General features: G+C 49.7%; 20 protein-coding genes. 3 read left to right on the forward strand and 17 right to left on the reverse strand.

Features of this window, described 5'->3' with window-relative positions:
• Window positions 1-220: 220 nt before the first annotated feature.
• From CLFS41_RS27310 to CLFS41_RS27360, 11 genes are all read right to left on the reverse strand, one after another.
• Entirely contained in the window at window positions 221-1,531 is a 1,311-nt protein-coding gene (locus CLFS41_RS27310; RefSeq protein ID WP_045094164.1) for a hypothetical protein, read from the reverse strand.
• Between the two features lie 15 nt (window positions 1,532-1,546).
• Window positions 1,547-2,371: a polysaccharide deacetylase gene (locus CLFS41_RS27315; RefSeq protein ID WP_007860350.1), complete on the reverse strand. Its 825-nt coding sequence runs from the start codon at window positions 2,369-2,371 to the stop codon at window positions 1,547-1,549.
• Entirely contained in the window at window positions 2,364-3,215 is an 852-nt protein-coding gene (locus CLFS41_RS27320) for a polysaccharide deacetylase family protein (protein ID WP_045094165.1), read from the reverse strand. The genes CLFS41_RS27315 and CLFS41_RS27320 overlap by 8 nt, the downstream gene beginning before the upstream one ends.
• Window positions 3,212-3,973 (reverse strand): SDR family oxidoreductase, encoded by a 762-nt coding sequence (locus CLFS41_RS27325; RefSeq protein ID WP_007860354.1) that lies wholly within the window; start codon window positions 3,971-3,973, stop codon window positions 3,212-3,214. The genes CLFS41_RS27320 and CLFS41_RS27325 overlap by 4 nt, the downstream gene beginning before the upstream one ends.
• A 20-nt stretch (window positions 3,974-3,993) precedes the next feature.
• Entirely contained in the window at window positions 3,994-4,692 is a 699-nt protein-coding gene (locus CLFS41_RS27330) for an ABC transporter ATP-binding protein (RefSeq protein WP_007860356.1), read from the reverse strand.
• A gap of 1 nt (window position 4,693) precedes the next feature.
• Window positions 4,694-5,473: an ABC transporter ATP-binding protein gene (locus tag CLFS41_RS27335; protein WP_045094166.1), complete on the reverse strand. Its 780-nt coding sequence runs from the start codon at window positions 5,471-5,473 to the stop codon at window positions 4,694-4,696.
• Window positions 5,474-5,478: 5 nt separating this feature from the next.
• Window positions 5,479-6,378 carry a branched-chain amino acid ABC transporter permease gene (locus CLFS41_RS27340; RefSeq protein WP_007860369.1) on the reverse strand — a complete coding sequence of 300 codons (900 nt, stop codon included), beginning with the start codon at window positions 6,376-6,378 and terminating at the stop codon, window positions 5,479-5,481.
• 13 nt (window positions 6,379-6,391) lie between these two features.
• A complete protein-coding gene (locus tag CLFS41_RS27345) occupies window positions 6,392-7,267 on the reverse strand; it encodes a branched-chain amino acid ABC transporter permease (protein WP_052665904.1) in 876 nt (291 codons plus the stop codon).
• 67 nt (window positions 7,268-7,334) lie between these two features.
• Window positions 7,335-8,528: an ABC transporter substrate-binding protein gene (locus CLFS41_RS27350; protein ID WP_007860371.1), complete on the reverse strand. Its 1,194-nt coding sequence runs from the start codon at window positions 8,526-8,528 to the stop codon at window positions 7,335-7,337.
• A 27-nt stretch (window positions 8,529-8,555) separates the two neighbouring features.
• A complete protein-coding gene (locus CLFS41_RS27355) occupies window positions 8,556-9,986 on the reverse strand; it encodes an amidohydrolase family protein (RefSeq protein WP_007860372.1) in 1,431 nt (476 codons plus the stop codon).
• 27 nt (window positions 9,987-10,013) lie between these two features.
• Complete coding sequence (locus CLFS41_RS27360) at window positions 10,014-10,790, reverse strand: SDR family NAD(P)-dependent oxidoreductase (RefSeq protein WP_007860373.1); 777 nt, start codon at window positions 10,788-10,790, stop codon at window positions 10,014-10,016.
• Window positions 10,791-11,112: 322 nt separating this feature from the next.
• On the opposite strand from CLFS41_RS27360, the gene CLFS41_RS27365 reads away from it, so the two are divergent.
• Window positions 11,113-12,342: a helix-turn-helix domain-containing protein gene (locus CLFS41_RS27365; RefSeq protein ID WP_045094167.1), complete on the forward strand. Its 1,230-nt coding sequence runs from the start codon at window positions 11,113-11,115 to the stop codon at window positions 12,340-12,342.
• A gap of 125 nt (window positions 12,343-12,467) precedes the next feature.
• On the opposite strand, the gene CLFS41_RS27370 is transcribed toward CLFS41_RS27365, so the two are convergent.
• Together CLFS41_RS27370 and CLFS41_RS27375 are read right to left on the reverse strand one after the other, a co-directional pair.
• Entirely contained in the window at window positions 12,468-13,208 is a 741-nt protein-coding gene (locus CLFS41_RS27370) for a M15 family metallopeptidase (RefSeq protein WP_007860380.1), read from the reverse strand.
• A gap of 67 nt (window positions 13,209-13,275) precedes the next feature.
• A complete protein-coding gene (locus CLFS41_RS27375) occupies window positions 13,276-13,791 on the reverse strand; it encodes a hypothetical protein (RefSeq protein WP_045094168.1) in 516 nt (171 codons plus the stop codon).
• A gap of 751 nt (window positions 13,792-14,542) precedes the next feature.
• Here CLFS41_RS27375 and CLFS41_RS27380 point away from each other — a divergent pair.
• Complete coding sequence (locus CLFS41_RS27380; RefSeq protein WP_007860383.1) at window positions 14,543-15,862, forward strand: O-acetylhomoserine aminocarboxypropyltransferase/cysteine synthase family protein; 1,320 nt, start codon at window positions 14,543-14,545, stop codon at window positions 15,860-15,862.
• A gap of 246 nt (window positions 15,863-16,108) precedes the next feature.
• Here CLFS41_RS27380 and CLFS41_RS27385 read toward each other — a convergent pair whose 3' ends face one another.
• The 4 genes from CLFS41_RS27385 to CLFS41_RS27400 form a co-directional block, all read right to left on the reverse strand.
• The gene (locus tag CLFS41_RS27385; RefSeq protein ID WP_007860384.1) at window positions 16,109-16,468 is read right to left on the reverse strand and encodes a hypothetical protein; all 360 of its coding nucleotides are present in this window, start codon (window positions 16,466-16,468) and stop codon (window positions 16,109-16,111) included.
• Between the two features lie 97 nt (window positions 16,469-16,565).
• Window positions 16,566-17,492: an N-acetylmuramoyl-L-alanine amidase gene (locus CLFS41_RS27390; protein WP_045094169.1), complete on the reverse strand. Its 927-nt coding sequence runs from the start codon at window positions 17,490-17,492 to the stop codon at window positions 16,566-16,568.
• Window positions 17,493-17,669: 177 nt separating this feature from the next.
• Window positions 17,670-18,038: a desulfoferrodoxin family protein gene (locus CLFS41_RS27395; protein WP_007860386.1), complete on the reverse strand. Its 369-nt coding sequence runs from the start codon at window positions 18,036-18,038 to the stop codon at window positions 17,670-17,672.
• A gap of 84 nt (window positions 18,039-18,122) precedes the next feature.
• Window positions 18,123-18,647, reverse strand: coding sequence for a hypothetical protein (locus CLFS41_RS27400; protein ID WP_045094170.1), 525 nt, complete (start codon window positions 18,645-18,647; stop codon window positions 18,123-18,125).
• A 426-nt stretch (window positions 18,648-19,073) separates the two neighbouring features.
• Here CLFS41_RS27400 and CLFS41_RS27405 point away from each other — a divergent pair, with 426 nt between their 5' ends.
• On the forward strand, window positions 19,074-19,565 hold the full coding sequence (locus CLFS41_RS27405) for a hypothetical protein (RefSeq protein WP_007860389.1): 492 nt from the start codon (window positions 19,074-19,076) through the stop codon (window positions 19,563-19,565).
• Window positions 19,566-19,711: the final 146 nt, after the last annotated feature.

A 19,711-nucleotide genomic window follows, 5' to 3' on the forward strand; every position in this document is an offset into this window, starting at 1 on the left:
ACTATTTTGTCTTTTTGTATATTTTTTACGTATTACTATGAATTTAATTAGGCATTTATTCTAATACGTACCATTATATAATTTTCCGTCACAACAAAACCGGAAAGTATCGGAACCCAGGGAACATACGGCTCAGAAAATATCCTTTGCTTTTAAAACTCAAATAAGCGGACCACCACAGTGGTTGTCCGCTTACTTTTTCGTTCCATTCATTTACCTGCTATACCCTCAACGTCTTATCCTCCATCCCCCTCATACTCATATGCCCGCAGCACAGTTTCTCGTAAAGCGTCCACTGGGCGTCCACATCCTTTGTTATGTGATTAAAATACTCTTTTACCACATCACGGGCATAGTCATGGGCGACAAAATGGCCATCATCCGCTGCCAGATGGTTAACAATGTCATCTTCTGCATTCTTATCCACAATCGCGTATTTTCTCAGAAATTCCGCTGCTTCATGCTCTGTCCACCGCCGGTCCCAGATGTTTCGTGTGACTTCCAGTTTCCCATAGCCTGCGATCTCGCAGTACTCATGCCACAGCGGCATTAATCCTGCCAGAGCTTTGTCCAGCCCTGCCGTGCCAAAGATAACCTCCCTCTCAAAGTCTGTCTTCTTTGTATCAGAGTGGTCAAAGCACATGGAGATCACAAACCGTGCAGAGCCTTCCGTAAATGCGGAGGAAGAGGAGAACTGCTGTACCACCGCCATCTCCGGCCAGCACGTGTCAATATAGGTCTGGGTGCGCTTCTCATAATAAGTGAGATGGCCCGGCTCCATCTCATGTCCGATACACTCAATAACGTTGTCAACCGTCCATGGATAATTCAGGTTAAAATTCCTCTCATATTCCAGGTGGTTATAATCATAGCCAAACAGAATGGACAGGAACGCCATATCCGGATTTGGATAGTCACGCACCCTTACCCGGGGCATACTGTTTCCGGTCAAGGTCATCCTGTTCATGGACATGGTATGAAATTCCCTGGTGGTTTTCTTCATTACGTCCAGGATCCTCTCCCTGGGGATGGAGATCCTTTTTCTAAATTCCAGGACCTTATCCCTGGCCGGTCCCGCTCCCGGAAGCGCCTGACCCATCCGGTCCAGGATATCATCAAATTTTTGATAATCATACTCCGGAGCCACCAGGTCGTATAATCTGCCGGTCATCTCATCAAAGCCCATTTTCTCCCCCATCAGCATCCGGGTACGGGTGTTCAAGGCAATCACATGGTCAATGAGGTATCCTGTTCGCTGCAGCTGTTCCGGCGGGGCTGTCTTTTCAAACAGCTTCAGGTTCTCCGCCAGGTGTTGGGACTCATCCAGAATATCCTCCAGCGTTTTTCCGTGTTTTAAATCAGCAATCTCATAATCCGGCAGGATCTTATAATCCCTGGAAAACCGCATGCTGGTCCTGCGCCAGAAGGGGCCTTCCGTGTACCATTGTATATCAATATCATCATATCTGCTTTTGCACAGTGTAAGGTCCAGATACTGCTGTGCCATTGCATTTAATGCTGCTTCAGACATAAAAGCCTCCATTTCTCATATCGTTCTCATGTGGGATGCGATCATTTCCCCGGTTGCGATCCACGCTCCCGGTTCCTTCTGTATCCTGCTCAAAAGCTCCTCCAGTATAAAAATACGGCCCTGTTCACCGATCGTCTGGGGATCCAGCTGTATATTCATAAGCGTTCCCCAGCGCCTGGCGCCTTCCCACTCATAGATCCAGTTTTTCAGTACCTCATCCATGGATGCGGAGCGGGCCTGTCCGGGGGGAATGGGGGGATCAAATGCAAATGTAAAATAGGGAAGGTCAAACAGCTCCCAGTGAATGGGAAGTTCAACCAATCCGGTGCAGCCGTGGATATAAGGAATATCATTGTCTGAAAGGGAACTGCTGTATTCGTATCCCAACTCCTTAAGAACCATCAGGGTATCCTCATTCATCTCCCCCTCAGGCATCCGGAATCCCTTGATCTGTTTCCCTGTCAAAGCTTCCAGCTTTTTTCCGGCCCTTTGCAGCACCGTGCCCTGTTGGGCACGTGAAAGGCATCCCAGGATTTCATGCTGGTCCCCATGACACCCAATCTCATGCCCTCTGCGGGCAATCTCCTTTACCTGTTCCGGGTAACGCTCCCCAACGGCTCCGGGTATAAAAAAGGTGGCCTTGACACCAAAACGCTCCAATGTATCCAGCAGCCTTGGAAGTCCGTATTCCATTCCTGTTTTTCCCAGACGCATGATGTCCCCGTCATCCACATCCACGTCCGGATAAAAGATCCTTCCATAAAATTCCGCATCCAGGTTCACGCTGACCATCACCCCACAGCTTTTGCCCTCAGGCCAGATCTTCGTATGATCACTCATGATGTTCAACCTCCAATGCTGTTTTATGATACTTTGCTATGTCCAGGCAGGGGGCGCACCACACATCCCGGTTGTCCGCCAAATAACTGCAGAACCGTTCCAACATGACCGCCCTCCCCGGCGTTCCGGCAATCTGTGGATGAAAGGCGGAGGAACCTGTGGTCCCGAATCTGACCATGCCCTCTATTTCCCTGATCCAGTTGGAATAAACCACGTCATAGGAAGCGATCCTGGGCATCCCCTCCAGCACTGCGGGATAGGAATGCAGCACGGTCTGCACGTAATCATCCATTTGTTCATCCCGGCATGGCACATTGATCCCACCGGTTTTCTCCCCATCAACGTAATAGTATCCTCTGCCCTCTCCGCTGGTTCCCGCACTTGAATATAAAAAACCGCCGCCATTGTAAAGCCATTTTTCCGTCTCCGGCAGCAGAGTCCCGGTAGGTCTTATGCCAAAGGCCCTGCGTCCGGTATATTTCAGGAAAATGTCCTGGCATCTTCCAATGGTATCCTGCTGTTCTGTTAACGTGTCCCCATATCTGCCCGTGTGGTCCAGACCGTGATGCGATATCTCATGGTCCCTGTCCAGTATCTGCCCCACAATCCCCGGGTGTTCCTCGATCATCACCGCTGGAATGAACCAGGTGGCCTTCAAATGAAACTCCTCCAGGATCTCCAAAATCCTGGCCGCTCCCTTATTAGGACCATATGCCCCGATGGATGGCCCTTTGATAAATGCAGCGCCCCCCGGCAGCCTTCTGGCCTTGTTGCGCCAGATGGTTTCCCCATCCAGGTCAAAGCCCAGATTAAACGCACATTTTGCACCATTGGGCCAAATCATATCAGCATCCTCCTGCCTCCGTTGGGAGCCACAATCTGCCCTGTCACGTAGTCCGCGGATTCAGATACCAAGAACAGCACCGTATTGGCAATATCCTCAGGCACTGCGATCCGTCCCAGTGGAATCAGGGGAATCTCATCCCCTACCAGCTCAAAATCAGCCTCCCTGAGCCCCGGCGTATCTGTTGTGGGCACAGGGATCACATTTACATTGATTCCGTAAGGGGCTCCCTCTTTGGCAATGGAGGTGGTAAGGCCAATGACACCGGCCTTTGCGGAAGCATAGTGTGCGCAGAAATCTCCCCCTCCGATCGCATAGCCGGAGCTAATATTTACAATTTTCCCCTTTTTTTGTTCCTTCATATAGGGGAACACTTCCCTGATCATATAAAATGCGCTGTACAGGTTAAATCTGATATAATGATCCCAGCGCTCATCTGTGATGGTAAAGAAATCACAGGGCGGCTCTCCTCCTCCGGCATTATTGACCAGAATATCAATGGTGCCGAATTTCTCCGCAGTCTTTGCCACCAGATTCCTGATGTCCCCGATCTTACACACATCACAGTGGCAGTAATCGGCAACCCCTCCCTCTGCTATGATCTCATCCCTGACCTTTACGCCATTTTCGTCATTGATATCCGCCACCATAACCTTTGCGCCATAGGAGGCCAGCCCTGCCGCCACCCCGCGGCCTATGCCTCGGCCTGATCCAGTCACGATTGCTGTCTTTCCCGCTATCTTTAAGTAGTCCTTCATTATATTCCCTCGCTTTTTTGTTATTTTTTTCTGCCAAGATATGCCGCAACCACGCTCTCGTCACGGGCGATCTCATCTCCGGTTCCATAACGCACGATTTTTCCCTGTTCCATTACACAGGCATGATGGGCGATTTTTAACGCTTTCCGGGCATTCTGCTCAACCAGCAGTATGGTTACCCCCTGCTTATTGATCTCATCAATATATTCAATCACTTCATTTACAATAAGGGGCGCCAGCCCCAAAGACGGCTCATCTAACACAAGTACTTTAGGATTAGACATAAGTCCTCTGGCAATGGCCAGCATCTGCTGCTCCCCGCCTGACATGGTGCCGGCCCGCTGTGTGTGCCGCTCCTTTAACCTGCCAAACATACTGTATGCCTTTTCCAGTCCCTCTTTCCTGTTTTTAACCAGGTATCCACCCATGAGAAGGTTTTCCTCCACGGTCAGGTTGGGGAAGATCCACCTTCCCTCCGGAACCAGGGCAATTCCCTTTGCCACAACCGCGCTGGCAGACCTTGGGAGGGGTTCGCTGTTATATGAAATCTGCCCGCCCTGTGGTTTCAGCAGTCCGGCAATGCATTTTAGCAGCGTTGACTTGCCCGCGCCGTTTGCCCCTACAATGGAGAGTATCTCTCCCTGTTTCACCTCAAAGCTGACGCCCTTTAATGCCTGGATCTTTCCATAGCTGAATGTGAGATTATCTATTTTCAACATATTAGTCACCTACTCCCAAGTACGCATCGATCACTTCCTGGTTACCCTGTATTTCCTCTGGTCCCCCGGTAGCCAGCTGTCTGCCGAAATTGATAACCGTCATCTCATCACATACGCTCATGATCACATCCATATGGTGATCGATCACCAGTATGGTGATCTCCTTATTTTTTCTGGTTATCTCCCTGATGATGCCTGCAAGTACTGCTGATTCATCCTCATTCATACCTGCCGCCGGCTCATCCAACAAAAGGATCCTGGGCGATGTGGCCAGGGCGCGCACGATCTCCAGCCTTCTCTGCATACCATAGGGCAGATTACTTGCAAGATGGCCGCGTATCTCCCAAAGCCCCATATCCTTTAACGTCTCCTCGCACCGGTTTGCGCAGATCCTTTCTTCCTCTTTGTATTTCCTGTTTTTTATAATGCCTTCCCAAAAATTATAGGTCATGTTTTTCTGATAAGCGATATGTACATTTTCATACACACTTAGATCCCCAAACAGGCGGATATTCTGAAAGGTCCTGGCTATGCCGCTGCGGGCGATCTCATAGGGAAGCTTCCCGGCAATGGATCTGCCGTACAGCATTACATCTCCTTCCGTGGGTTTGTAAACGCCTGTGATCATATTAAACAGAGTGGTCTTCCCGGCTCCGTTGGGGCCGATGATACCAAAGATCTGTCCCTGCCTCACCTTTATATTCACATGGTCGGTTGCCACGATTCCGCCAAACCGTTTGCTCACATCCCGGATTTCCAAGGCATACTCACAATTCTCCATAGATCCTATTCCTTTCTTGAAATTTTCAGGCTGTTTTTGCTGAATTTTCCTTTCACCCAGCCAACAAGCGATTTAAGATCATTCATGGTCAGTTCGCGTGTGCCCATGATGCCGGCCGGGCGGAACAGGATCACGATCACCACAAGGAATCCGTACAGCACCATACGCCACTGCTCAGCAGAGCCAAACCGCAGCAGTTCCGGCAGCGGAAGCATCAGAAGACCTGCCAGGATCGTACCGGTAAGGCTTCCCCTTCCGCCCAGGATCACCATGATCACCAGCTCGTCCGACTTGACCATTGTAAACATGTTGGGCTGAAGATAATGCATGTAATGCCCCAAAAGCGCTCCCGCACAGCCGCACAGCGCGCAGCTGATCACCATGGCTTCCATCTTATACTGGAATACATTGATCCCCACGGACTGGGCGGCCAGCTCCTCCTCCCGGACCGCAACACAGTTCCTGCCGTGGCGGGAATTGATAAATGATTTTAAAACAATAACTGTGATCACCACTATGATCCAGACATTTACAAAATTAGAACCCTTGGGTATGTCCGCCAGCCCTCTTGCCCCTCCTGTTATGGAAGCCGCATTCTGGATGATCAGCTTGATCGCTTCGCCGATCCCAAGAGTCACTATGATAAAATAATCATCGCGAAGCTTCAGCGTTGGATAACTGATAATGGCTCCTATAACAGAGGATGTCACCATGCCTGCGATCACTCCCAGAAAAACCGGCATGTCAAAGTTTTTTGTCAGGAGGGCGGAAGTATATGCCCCGATGGCCATAAAACCGGCATGTCCCATGGAAAACATTCCCGTGAAGCCGCAAAGAATTGACACGCCCAAAACAGCGATCATATAGATACCGACTAATGTCGCAACACCTAACCAATACTCCACTTTTCCGCCTCCTTTATGCTTTATCTTCGCTGGACTTGCCCATCAGCCCGGATGGACGGATCAGCAAAATCACTATTAGCAGAAAATACGCAAACAAGTCTCTCAGCGAGGTGGACACATAGGCGGATATCATTGCCTCCGAAACCCCCAGCACCAGCGCTCCCACAACTGCTCCCGGCAGGCTGCCCAGTCCTCCGAACACCGCACATATAAAGGCCTTGTTTGTATAAAAAGTGCCCAGGGAAGGATAGGCCGTATATTTGGCCCCCAAAAGGGTACCGGCAACACCGGCCAGGCTCCCTGCAATGAGAAAAATGGAGAGGATCAGCTTAAATGTGTCAACTCCCATGAGAGAGGTGGCCTCCAGGCTGAAGGCCGCGCTTCTTATGGCCAGCCCCAGCTTTGTTTTGCGTATGATCAATTCCACTACCAGAAGTGAGATCATGCTTACAAGAAAAATCAGCATGTCCACCAGACCCACATTGGCCCCCATGATCTTTATGCTTTCAGAGGGAAAATTCACCGGAAATATTCTGAACCTGCCAGAAAATGCAATGATGATCAGGTTATCTCCCATCACAGAGATCCCAAGTCCGATGATCATCAGATAGACCCTTCTTGCGTTTCGTTTAAGCAAAGGGCGGTATGCGACAAATTCAATCACCGCTGCCAGAAGCGCTGCCGCTATGATTCCTGCGATAATTCCTGCCAGCAGATCCTGCATGGCATATGTAAGAAAAAAGAATGTGGTAAATGCGCCAATCGTAACCGTTATGCTATGGGCAAAGTTTGTAAAGTTCAGCAGGCTGTAAATCAGGGCATATCCGACTGCCATCAGCGCGTATACGCTTCCCACTGACAGTCCATTGGCTAATTGCTGTATAAACAAGGAAGTTACCTCCTTCTAAACGGCGCACGGCCTACGGGCCATGCGCCATGGTGTTATGGGGATCCTGTCACTGGATAGCCGGTGAGAAAAGGCCAAGCTTGGTAAATCCGCCGTCTTTAATCTGGTAAATGGGAACCTCGCGGTATACCAGATGGGTCTTGGGATCAAATGTGATGGAGCTGGTCAATCCCTGAAGCTCCGTTGTGTTCTCCAGGCTGTCCCTGATCTTGGCTGGATCAGCTTCCCCTGCCTTCTCGATCGCACCGGTAAGGAGCTGGAACGCATCATATGCCAGATAACAGTCCGGTCCTACATTCAGGCTCGGATCATATCCCCATTCCGCCTGGAAATCTTCCAGCAGCCCATGTACATGATCAGATGCAGTGTCCACTGCCACGTTATAGATCATGCCCTCCACGGAATCGGACGCAATGTTAAACAGATCGCTGGACATGGCGCCCTCTGTTGTCAGGAACGGCTGCTCGATCCCAAGCTCCCTTGCCTGGTTGGCGATCAGACCGATCTGTTTATAATATCCCGCCGCAATATACAGGGCGTCAAAATCCCCTGAATTCTTGATCTTTGTCAGTACGGCGCGGTAATCCACATCCCCTGTGTTATACGCTTCCTTTGTCACGATCTCACCGCCTGTGTTCTCCACGGTCTGGGTAAATTCATTGGTAACTCCAATGGAAAAATCGCTTCCGATCTCATAGATGACCGCAATCTTTTTAAAACCGCATTCATTCACCGCATACTGCCCAAGTATGGCACCGCTCTGCGGATCGGACAGACAGGCCCTGAATGCCCATGGACGCACCTCCCCGTCATCTGTTGTGGTAACCTTGGAGTTTGTGGCAATACTGGTAATAAAGGGAATCTCATTTTCAGCCGCCACTTCCCCAAGCGCCAGTGTGGTGGCGGAGGAATCCGTTCCGATAAAAGCAACCACCTTATCGTTAAGGATAGCCTTTCTCGCTGCATTGGTGGTCTCCACCGCGTCATCACGGTTATCATAGACCATGATCTCAATCTGCTTGCCCAGCAGGCCGCCTGCCTCATTCTTTTGTTTTGCCAGCAGCTGCACGGTCTGTGACAGAACATCCCCAAATAATGAAGACTCACCTGTGAGAGGACACACCACACCGATACGGATAGTCTCCCCATCAGCGCCCCCGGACGCTGCCTTTTTCTCCCCGCCGCACGCGGTAAGGGAAACCGCCATTGTGACTGCCAAACCAATACTCAGTAATTTTTTCATATTGTCCCCGCCCTTTCTCTGCTCATCTTACAATTTATTTTCCTTTTTCAGCTTTTGTATCATGCTGTTCTTCTCAAGAAGCTTATGACCTGCCCGTTCAAGGAGTTTTCTTCCCTCCTGCTGCGCTTCCCGTATAATCTTCTTTTCATCGATACTTAACAGTATTCTGTCCTCCATTATAATCCTTCCGTCAACCATGGACAGCTGTACCTCGCTGCCGTTGGCAGCATATACCAGGTTGGGAATCAGGTTGGACACCGGATCCCAGACAAGGGGTGTCATCTGGGGCACTTCCAGATCCAACATGATCATATCCGCCTTTTTTCCCGGCTCCAGGGATCCTATGACATGGCCCATACCCATTGCCCTTGCCCCGTCTATGGTAGCCAGCCTCAGCATCTTCCATGCCTGGAACAGGGAGGGATCTTTAAACCTGCACTTATTGAGCAGGGCTCCGATCTTCATCTCATAAAAAAGATTGGAAGAATTACCACCTGAGGTCTGGTCTGAACCAATGGCAAGGCGGGGGCTGTACCTGCTGAATTCAAAGGCAGGAGGAACATTCCCGTCCACAATGGCCTCACTTCCTGAACACAGCACCATCCCTGCCCCCTGTCCGGCCAGAAACCGGATCTCATCTTCACTCGCCACTGACAGGTGAACAGCGATCAGCCTGCGGTTGACCAGCCCCAGCTCATGGAGGAAGGAAATGCTCCTTTTTCCATACCGCATCTGCATCTGCTTTACCTCCCTCTCCCCGCAGGCCAGATGGAGATGAATGGGAAACCCTTCCCTGTCGGACATTTCCTTCATAATCTGTAGGGTTTCCCTTGATACACGGTCCAGTCCCAGAGGACATAATCCGCAGGTAATGCGGCCATTATGGCTGTCATGGTACTCTGTGATCAGCGTTCTGCAGTTTTTTAGAGATTCCTGCTCTAAATCATCTTCCAGAGGATATAGCTCATCATCCCCAATCACAGCCCGGCCAAGAGGCAGCCCATGGACCGTATGGGACAATTGGGCCCTGACTCCGGCCTGCACATGGTTATCCGCAAATAAAAGCATGTCCTCATTGCTGTCAACCATTGTTGTGGTGCCAGCCTTGATGGCCTCCGCTATCATGACCATGGAACCGGCCCTTCTGGATTCTGCTGAAAGGGCCCCCTTTAGCGGAAAAACGCAATCGCTCATCCAGTTTTTCGTATCCTGGGCAAATCCTTTATAAATGCTGACACCCGTGTGCATATGTGCATCCACCAGCCCCGGCATCAGAAGTTTTCCCCGCCCGTCTATATACCGGTGGGCTGAGTAATGCTTTATCAGTTCCCCGTTCTCACCAACACCGGCAATCCTGTCCCCTTTTACCGCCACGGCGCCATTGGGTATGATACCGCATCCGGCCGGATCCGCCATGGTCAGCACGATCATATTGTAAAACAGATAGTCTACCGTCATATTCCGCCTGCCCGGTCAACGGACCGCTTACTGCATCCAGGCGCCGCCGTTGGGCGAAAGTACCTGTCCGGTACAATAATCGCTGGCAGCCGATGCCATATATGCCACAGCGTAGGCTATGTCCTCGGGCTGTCCCACCCTGTGCCAAAGGGTGTCGGCGATCTCATCTTCCCATGGCCTGATCCTGGCCATCCTTGTATCCACCAACCCGGGTGCAACGCAGTTCACATTAATATGGTCCTTGGCAACTTCATGGGCGATCTCCTTGGAAAATGCGATCACTCCCCCCTTTGCCGCGGCATAATGGGGATCTGAAAAGTCTCCTACAATTCCTGCCCCTGAACTGATATTTACGATCTTTCCGCTTTTTTTCGCCCTCATCAATGGCAGGACGGACATGGTGAAGCGGTAAACACTGTTCAGGTTCAGTTCGATCAGGCGCATCCACTCCTCCTCCGTAATATCGTCAATGGTCACGCCTCCGCCGCAGCCGGCTGCGTCATTTACAAGGATATCCACGGTTCCGTATGTATCTACAGCTGTCCGGATCACGTTCTGTATGTCCTCATATTTTCTTACATCACAGTAAACAGCCACTGCAAAAAGCCCCTGGGATGTGATCTCCTCCACAACATCTTCCACATTTTCTTTTTCAATATCACATGCAACCACATTTACCCCAAGTCCGGCCAAAACCTTTGCGATCCCTCTCCCAATGCCGTTTCCAGCGCCAGTGACAATGGCTGTTTTTCCCACTAACTTGAAATAATTATACATAGTTTGTTCAATGACCCTTGTCTCCATATTTTTCTCCTTGCAAATTAGATATTTTGATAGTATTATTTTAATAAAAAAAACAGATTTTATCTGGACATTACTATATAAAAATCCTGTATTTCAGTCTGTAGTGTTAATATTATTCAATTTACCTGTTAAAAACATGTAATTGTTATGCATTTTTAACGGTGAGGGGGATGTATATATATTCATTGCGTGTATTGTTTATACACTTTTATGCAGACCGCGGTCTGTAAAATACAAAAAAAGTTGTCAAAAATGTCCGCCGGGGTCACCCTTGCGTCAGATGTTTTTTCAACACCGCCATTACACGAAGGAGGAGCATTTCATGAAACCCAGAACCATCAAGCAGCCAGCCGCTCGGTCACAGCTCAACGGAAAGCTTTGCAGCTATGAGATTAATAATACAACCATACAGCCCATTCCACTGATCCACCAGGATGCCCGTTTCTGGCTCATCACTTCCGGTTCAGGTAAACTGCTGATACAAAACCAGTCATATCCCCTTTGCCCCAACACCCTTGTCTCTGTACTGCCATGGCAGATAAGTGATGTAGTCCAGATTGATGAACCTTTACAATACAAGCTGATCACCTATAACTATGACGCCGTTACACGGGCGGTGAAGATATTCAGCAATGAGGACGGCCAGACGGAATCCTTCCTCACCGCCATGGAGGACCACCCCGTTGTCTCCCTCAGCGCCAGGGATGACACGATCGAATACCTGTTGGACGCCCTCTCCGGGGAGCTTAACACGGATTCACTCTGTCTCGGCTCCTCGCAGAACTCCTTCCACAATGTAAACCTGATCAGTATCCTGGTCCAAATGATGATCCATTACATCCGCCTGTCCCAGAAACAGAAAACCGAGCCTGATGAGATTCTCACAGATTATACGGAAATCCTGCGGTATATCTATCTGCACTGCAGTGAAAAACTGACCCTGGAAAAATTGTCTTCCCTTTTTAACTGCAGCCCGTCCACCATCAGTTCCTACCTTACCAGCAACACAGGACTTTCCTTTTTTGATCTGCTCAATGAGATACGAATCGGGAAAACCATTAATTTTATTATGTATACGGATTTTACGTTAAAGGAGATGTCAGAATTTCTTGGTTATGTAGACGAATCGCACATATCCAAAGTATTTGCAGCCCGTATAGGCTCAAAGATCAGTGATTACAGAAAGGTTTACCAAAAGGTACAGAATATCCTGCGGATTGAAGAAACACGCACTGTGTATTCGGTGATCAACTATATTTACCGGAATTATGCGGACGATCTGAATGCCAAGGATATCGCCCATCAGTTCGGCCTGTCGGTGCCTCAGATGAACGAGCTGCTGATCTACCAGGTGGAGCAGAATTTTACTGAATTCTTAAATCAGGTCCGGGTCAACAAAGCCAGCGAATTGCTCCTGATCCCAGCCAAAACAGTGCTGGAGGCCGCCTACGAGGTGGGATATAACAATCCAAAAACTTTTACGCGAAACTTCTTAAAGCTAAAAGGAATGACTCCCATTACATTTAAGCAAAAGTATACGGACAGCTTTTAAATACGAGGACCCGGCCTTAGGATGGATGTGCAAAGGAATAACGTGGCAGGTCCTAAGGTTCACCAGTCAAAACATGATGGAAGCCTTAGGACCATTGACCGGATGGAATCCGGACCATGTTCTTGCTAAATATCATCTGTTTTATCTATATACCAGATCTCCTGCGCCCCGTTTTCCCTGCTGTGCCAGCAGGCGCCCTCCTGGGCACCGTCCTGGGTCGGGTCAAAATAATACCAGTCCCCGGAGCCATCCTCCGGATTGCATACCCTGCCGTCCCAGCGGTGCCAGCTGGTGCACATATAACCATCCTTATTAAACAGGTACCAGTGGTGGTTAATGACACACCACTTGTTAGCCGGGTAAGTCCCATCTGCTCTGCGGTACCACCAGCCGTTGCTGTCTTTGATCCACCCATACCGTTCTTTATCCGCCCATGTCTTCATAAACGCTTCCGGATTTTTGTAAAGCTTTTTAATCCCAACCGTACTGCTGCCCCAGTCAGGCAGCTGAAAATGCGGTTTGTCCACAATGGATTTCCAGTTCCCGCCCCACTCCAGCCCCAGGGATACTCCTATGGCTCCCACTTTGCTGAAAAAACTGCCGGCGTCATTGTAGGCCCCTGTCCCGTCATTACGGTAAATATCAAAGGCCGTCCCCCACTGATGATAGGAGCTGTAGCTGCTGCCGGGAGCATTGGTCACGATATTTCCCGGTCTGGTCCTGCCCTGGGCATACAAAGCATCCTGTTCCTCCACGGTGCGAAGCGTCTCTCCTATCTTGATCTGCAGCCCCTGCCTGCCGCACTCTTCTATCAGCCTTCCTGCCATCGCCTGCAGACGGGGATGGCACAATATAATGTCCTTCATCTTTCCCTCCGATCAATGCTCCCGCCTCTTTAAGCGGTGAGCCATCACAAATACTCCTTAATTCCCTCTATTGTTTCCCGGATGTGGGACAGCCGATCAAAAAGCCCACGCACCCGGACACAAAATCCCGAAACTGGATAATAGTAGCCGCAGCGGTTGCGGACCATCCGGCGTCTGACCCTCCTCCCAAATCCCTCATCAAGATCAGTGTCACTAAACAAAACACTCCGATCACTGTTGCGATCAGAATCTGGAGCCTTCCGCTAACCGTATCCGGTCCGTTTGATTCCGGCCCGTTTGATTCCGGCCCTTCCTGGTCCAGGGACTCCCCATTAAACTCCGGCCTTTCAGGATCCCGCCTGATAAAATTGGCGCTGAGAAAATATCCGAAAATGCTGGCCGCCGAAGTGCGCACTATGACATCAATTTCATTTGACTGCCCGATCCCTCCGCTGCGGGTGACCAGGCTGTAAGCTGACTGTATTAACAGAAGGGCCATAAAAACGATCAGGCAGCGGTCCACCAGATGAATCCTGTGAAAATCCCTGCACACACATTTCCACCCTGTTTTTAAACATTTCATCTTTCCCTCCGATCAAGCCTCCCGCCTCTTTGAGGTTGGAAGCCATTGCTCATTCATATGGCGGGAGTCTCAATCTCCCTCCAAGATGAAGCCTCCGGCGGATTGCAGAGGCGCATCAATGTAGTATGTCATGCATAGCATGACCTGCGCCTCGCACAAGGACGCTTAGGCGTCCTTGAATCTTTCCCTCCGATCAAGCCTCCCGCCTCTTTGAGGTTGGAAGCCATTGCTCATTCACTAAGATTACTAAGACATGCTCTAAGCTATCATATGCCGGTCGGAACATTCCTGTGACAACCTGCAACAATCTGTATAATATGCAAACATCCTCTGTTTCCCCTGTTTATAGTATGAAACTTCCATACTATTTCCATGTTCATCCAGATCACGCGTGTAAAATAGACAAAAAGGCCTCTTGTCTTTCCTTATGTTTGTGCAGACTTTTATTACATCCTGTGCTATTATAATTAATGTAAACCCCCCCAATACATTATATAGTTTTGCTACACCCCATAAGAAACGAAATACCTTCTCCTAAAATGACCAGTTCCCCGACTGGTCATTTTATTTTGTCCAAAAACAGGATCACTGCCTTCCCCGCGTTTTTCCTGCTTCCGCCGTCAGCCGGGCTGTGATGGGAACAATATAAAAATTTACCAAAGCAGTGAAACAAAGTCTTGACAGGAAAAAAAGACCGTGCTATTATCAACTAAACCTACAGAAATAGTAGGAATGGAATGGAGGACATCAAATGGGAGAGAAACGCAAGAGAGAAAACAGACAGTTCAGATTTGAGACAACACAGCTTCATGCAGGACAGGAAACGCCGGATCCCGCCACAGGAGCAAGGGCCGTACCGATTTACCAGACATCATCCTATGTGTTTGACAACTGTGATCATGGGGCAGCCCGTTTTAACCTCAGCGATGCAGGCAATATCTACAGCAGGCTGACCAATCCCACCCTGGATGTGTTCGAGGCAAGAATGGCAGCCCTGGAAGGCGGCGTGGCGGCTCTGGCAACCGCCTCAGGCGCGGCAGCCCTGGCTTACACCTTCCAGAACCTGACAAGGGCCGGGGACCATCTTGTGGCATCCAGCCATATCTATGGGGGTACATATAATTACCTGGCCCACACCTTTCCTGAATACGGGGTCGGCACCACCTTTGTGGACCCGGCTGACTTAAAAGGGCTGGAACTTGCCATAAGGGATAACACTAAGGCCGTGTTTATAGAGACCCTGGGCAATCCCAACTCGGATATTGCAGATATAGAGGCAATCGCTGACATTGCCCACCGCCATCAGATCCCCCTTGTTATTGATAATACCTTTGCCACTCCTTACCTTGTGCGTCCCATTGAATACGGCGCGGATATCGTTGTCCACTCCGCTACCAAATTCATCGGCGGCCACGGGACCACTGTGGGCGGAGTGATCGTGGACGGGGGGAAATTTGACTGGGTCGGCTCCGGCAAATTTCCGGGACTTACGGATGCCAATGCAAGCTACCACGGAATCCGCTTTGCCCAGGACGTGGGAGCTGCTGCATTTGTAACCAGGATCAGAGCCATCCTTTTAAGGGATACGGGCGCCACCCTGTCCCCCTTCCACGGGTTCCTGTTCCTGCAGGGGCTGGAATCTCTGTCCCTGCGCGTGGAGCGCCATGTGGTAAATGCGCTGAAAGTCGTGGACTACCTGAATTCCCATCCTCAGGTGGAGGCCGTCCACCATCCTGCAGTCAGCAATGACCCGGTCCAGCAGGCGCTGTATAAAAAATATTTCCCCAATGGCGGCGGCTCTATTTTCACATTTGAAATCAGAGGCGGCGCCCAAAAAGCCAGAGAGTTTATTGATAACCTGGAGCTTTTCTCCCTTCTGGCCAATGTCGCGGATGTGAAATCCCTTGTCATCCATCCTGCATCCACCACCCACTCCCAGTTAAACGAGGAGGAACTGCTGGAACAGGGTATCCGCCCGGGAACCATTCGCCTCTCCATTGGTACGGAACACATTGATGATATTCTGGAAGACCTGGAGGAAGCCTTTCAGGCAGTGGAGCAGCATCCATAACAAATAAAAAACCGCCCCATACCAACAGATATGTGTATGGGGCGGTTTTTATCATCTCATCTTAGGCATAGCATGTGTATGGCACCATTCGGCCAGGACATACTTGAAACTTCTAAGTTATCCACAATCGAGCCACCACCAGATATAGATAAACACATAATATATGGTGAAACATCTTGTATTCCCGGTGGATAATGTGGATAACTCTGTGTATATCTTGGGGAAACCATGTGGACAGGTCTATTCTCACAAATTCCCCTCCACCGCAATGCCCTCCGCCAGTTCCAAAGCCGCGGTGATCCAGCCTGCAAATCTGGTATAGAAGTCAAAGACCGTATCATCAAACTGTATCTTCCCCATATCCTGCTCCATGGCCTGGATCACATGATTCCACTGCTCTCTGCCAAGCCTGTTATCCCAGCACACATCAAACTCCGGCAGGACCGACTTCAGATACGGAAGAAGCAATTGGGTATAATCTGTCTTAAATACGGTCAGCGTATCCATACAGGTATCACAATGATCTCCCGGTCCCATGTCAGAACTGCATGGATAAAATGTCAGCTTAATCTTTTCGTCCGGCTGTGAGAAACATCTTAGATCCATGCTGCACCCCCTCTTATAGGGCATCCCGCTTGCACATTCTATAAATGCCCCCCTGTGTCTTTTATTATACTCCTTCTCCCACCGCCGGACAATACTTCTAGTCTATTTTCTCAGGATCCGATCTCCTGCCCATCAAAGGAAACCTCATAGCTCCCTTCTCATCTGTCTCAAGGCATACGCAGCCCTCAAACATGCTGCCGTCATCCTTCAGGCGGTAAAGTTCATTCTTCCAGATCACCCACTGGTCCCTGGCCATGGCCCCTGTTTCCTGGAGATAGTACCATTTCCCGTCAGAGCCGGTTTTCCAGTCATTGTGTATCATCATTCCCGCACCGTCAAACCAGTACCAGTTGTCGCCGTCCTTATACCAGTCATTTGCCACATACCTGCCTGTATCGCCCAGGTAGAATCTCCATCCTCCGTTCTCCTCCACCCATCCGGACTTATTAAGGGGATCCGTGATGCCGTAATACAGGGCAATGGTATCTGCCTGTGCACTGGCAAGTCGTTCCAGATTGGCATCATTCAGCAGCCATCTGACGATCTCCTCATTTGTATGAAAGGAATTCTCCAGGATCAGGCCCGGGGTCCCCACCGCAGTGGCTCCCCTGAGCACGCCGTAATAATCCCCGTTCTGCCCTCTGCGGTGTTCGATACGGGCCGGCTGGTCCGTGTTCAGAACGGTTTCCACACACTGGGCCAGGGCCATGCCGATCCCATCTGCACTTCCGTTGATCGCGCAGTAGGCAGCAGGATAGTCCACTGAATTGTTCACCTTGTCCCCCACTGCATTAGAATGGTCTGACAAGAACAGGTCACATCCCCTGGAGGCAGCCCCCCTCTCATAGAGCCCTCTGTCCGTATCCCTTTCCTCCCTGGTTGTGATCACCTCTATGCCATAGGCTTCCAGATACTTCTTTTGAAGGAGATGAAGCTTCCATACCATTTCCGACTCATAATAACGCTTGTCTGCCGGGCTCTGATTGTATTTGCCATAGTGGCCTGCATCTAAGCATATCTTCATATTATAATCACCTCGTCTTTCTATGGTACTATAATATGCGGGACAGAACAGGTTTGTCCCGGACTGAGAACACCGCAAAAGGCGGCCATGCCCCGGACTGGTATCAATCCGGAATATGCCGCCTTTTCTCAATTCATCTCAATCCAGATGTTTTCCCGTATCACCGGGAAGGAAATCCTACGCCTTCCACAGTCCGTGGAGATTACAGTAGGCATACACAGCCTCCACCTCATCATCCGGACAGACCATAAACTCTGCCTGAGGCTTCTGGCCTGGCTTCAGTTCCTTTCTCTGATTGCCCTGCTTGGTCGCAAGAGCAATCCACTCTATGTAATGCTCGGGAAGCATGGGGTGCTCCGTGGAACCAACGGTGACCGTTACCTTCTGACCATCCACCTGGACAACCGGGACATGCTTTTCAACCGCTGCATCCGTGGTATTGGGCTCCAGTTCCTGCATCTTTTCACCGCAGCAAACAACCGGGACCCCGCTGCTCTTTACAAATGCGATTATATTGCCGCAATGGCTGCAAACATAAAATTTCATAGTGTTACCCCTTTCTCTGTTGTATTTAACTTATATTTCAAGTCTACCACAAACATTACTATTTACAAGGTAGAATTGGTATAATTAACAAATATGTAACAATTGGCGGGCATCCATATCTATTTCCCAGCAATAGGAAGGCTCCTGATATCCCTCATGCCCTGCCATCCTGCATCTCTGCCTGTTTGCTTCCATACAGTGCACCTGCTGAAAAAGCCGGGTTTCATCCACCAGCACCGGAACACTCCAAAGGCAGTCATCCATCCTGTTCAGCCCAGCCACGGAACGGCGTCCATGGGTCCTGGTAAGTTTTAACGGGCCTGCCTGCGAGAGGTATGCTTCTATCTGACAGGATCTGTATCCCTCCGCTCCCAGGACCTGCCGCAGCCCCTGGGTAAATACTAAGGGAAAATCCCTCCAGGCCGCCCCGTCCATGCCGCTCATCACCACGGCCAGGCGGTTGCTGGAATTTACCGCTACAAGGGTATCCCTGCTTTGAAGCTGGATACGGTGCAGTTCCCAGCAGAAAAACAAGTCCTTCTGTGTCCTGTCCTCCAGCTGTTTTATCTTAAGGTATGTTTGCAGTGGTATTGTAAGGCCAAGCTCCATGGCTCCTTTTCCTCCTAATGCTATTCCGAGGCTTAGAGACTTATGTTCCTGCGGATTCTTTTATTGCATTATATTTATTACATTATATACATTATAATATCATGGATCAAAGGTTCCTGCCACCCTCTCATGCGCTCCCCCACGCTCACCCTCACGCTCTTAACGTCCATTCGCAACTCACCCTTCGCGTTCATTCACAAACTTCTCACATTCTGTTCATAAATTTGTTACAGAATGATAAAACTTTACTCATATTTTTCCAATATACTAAATATTGTAAAGAGTTAATGCTAATAAAACTTTTTTTCATAATACTCGGCCGGTGAAGATAACTTCACCGGCCTCCTCCTTTTATCCCATCTTTTCCTTTTTCAGGATAACTTTTATCCCTTTCCGGCATATGATAAATAAAAAAGGATATTTTCCATGAATTACGAAAATCTCATTTCTGTTACAGGCGTCATAACCGATATCACAAATTACAACAATGACTGCTGCAGCCAGTTCATCACCATTACCGTGGACGGCCAGCAGATCAACATCATCATGACCCAGGATACGTTTGTGGTAGACACCATGCGTATCATGCCCGGAATGCGCATCGCGGCTTTCTATGACTCCACCCGCCCCGTTCCCCTGATCTATCCGCCCCAGTACCGGGCAGACATGATCGCCGTACTGAGACCTGAGGAGGATATCACCCTGGCTTACTTTGACAGCAGCCTTACGGCAATTGACAATTCCCTTCAGCTGAATCTGTACCAGTCCACCATCATCTCCACCCTGAACGGCCAGGCTTACCTTTGCCCTCCCGGAGACCATTACCTGATGGTCTATTATGCGGCAACCACCAAAAGCATTCCGCCGCAGACAGCTCCCAACCGGATCATTGTGCTGTGCCAGACCACAACCCCCTGATACTCAAAGGAGCACAATAAAATGTCGAAAACCGCGGTCACGGTTCGTCAGTTTTTCCTTCCCATGTGAAAATGCATAGATTAATTTTTCATACAGGGAAAACTTTGTGCACACTTTTTATGCGTCATATGCTATTATAATTAGCG

This window comes from Clostridium sp. FS41 (genome assembly GCF_000954015.1).
Taxonomy (GTDB): domain Bacteria; phylum Bacillota; class Clostridia; order Lachnospirales; family Lachnospiraceae; genus Enterocloster; species Enterocloster citroniae.

Excerpts from the sequence above, each read along its gene's own strand:
- CLFS41_RS27310 (WP_045094164.1), bottom strand. The coding sequence starts at position 1,531 with ATGTCTGAAGCAGCATTAAATGCAATGGCACAGCAGTATCTGGACCTT.
- CLFS41_RS27315 (WP_007860350.1), bottom strand. The coding sequence starts at position 2,371 with ATGAGTGATCATACGAAGATCTGGCCTGAGGGCAAAAGCTGTGGGGTG.
- CLFS41_RS27320 (WP_045094165.1), bottom strand. The coding sequence starts at position 3,215 with ATGATTTGGCCCAATGGTGCAAAATGTGCGTTTAATCTGGGCTTTGAC.
- CLFS41_RS27325 (WP_007860354.1), bottom strand. The coding sequence starts at position 3,973 with ATGAAGGACTACTTAAAGATAGCGGGAAAGACAGCAATCGTGACTGGA.
- CLFS41_RS27330 (WP_007860356.1), bottom strand. The coding sequence starts at position 4,692 with ATGTTGAAAATAGATAATCTCACATTCAGCTATGGAAAGATCCAGGCA.
- CLFS41_RS27335 (WP_045094166.1), bottom strand. The coding sequence starts at position 5,473 with ATGGAGAATTGTGAGTATGCCTTGGAAATCCGGGATGTGAGCAAACGG.
- CLFS41_RS27350 (WP_007860371.1), bottom strand. The coding sequence starts at position 8,528 with ATGAAAAAATTACTGAGTATTGGTTTGGCAGTCACAATGGCGGTTTCC.
- CLFS41_RS27355 (WP_007860372.1), bottom strand. The coding sequence starts at position 9,986 with ATGACGGTAGACTATCTGTTTTACAATATGATCGTGCTGACCATGGCG.
- CLFS41_RS27360 (WP_007860373.1), bottom strand. The coding sequence starts at position 10,790 with ATGGAGACAAGGGTCATTGAACAAACTATGTATAATTATTTCAAGTTA.
- CLFS41_RS27365 (WP_045094167.1), top strand. The coding sequence starts at position 11,113 with ATGAAACCCAGAACCATCAAGCAGCCAGCCGCTCGGTCACAGCTCAAC.
- CLFS41_RS27370 (WP_007860380.1), bottom strand. The coding sequence starts at position 13,208 with ATGAAGGACATTATATTGTGCCATCCCCGTCTGCAGGCGATGGCAGGA.
- CLFS41_RS27375 (WP_045094168.1), bottom strand. The coding sequence starts at position 13,791 with ATGAAATGTTTAAAAACAGGGTGGAAATGTGTGTGCAGGGATTTTCAC.
- CLFS41_RS27380 (WP_007860383.1), top strand. The coding sequence starts at position 14,543 with ATGGGAGAGAAACGCAAGAGAGAAAACAGACAGTTCAGATTTGAGACA.
- CLFS41_RS27385 (WP_007860384.1), bottom strand. The coding sequence starts at position 16,468 with ATGGATCTAAGATGTTTCTCACAGCCGGACGAAAAGATTAAGCTGACA.
- CLFS41_RS27390 (WP_045094169.1), bottom strand. The coding sequence starts at position 17,492 with ATGAAGATATGCTTAGATGCAGGCCACTATGGCAAATACAATCAGAGC.
- CLFS41_RS27395 (WP_007860386.1), bottom strand. The coding sequence starts at position 18,038 with ATGAAATTTTATGTTTGCAGCCATTGCGGCAATATAATCGCATTTGTA.
- CLFS41_RS27400 (WP_045094170.1), bottom strand. The coding sequence starts at position 18,647 with ATGGAGCTTGGCCTTACAATACCACTGCAAACATACCTTAAGATAAAA.
- CLFS41_RS27405 (WP_007860389.1), top strand. The coding sequence starts at position 19,074 with ATGAATTACGAAAATCTCATTTCTGTTACAGGCGTCATAACCGATATC.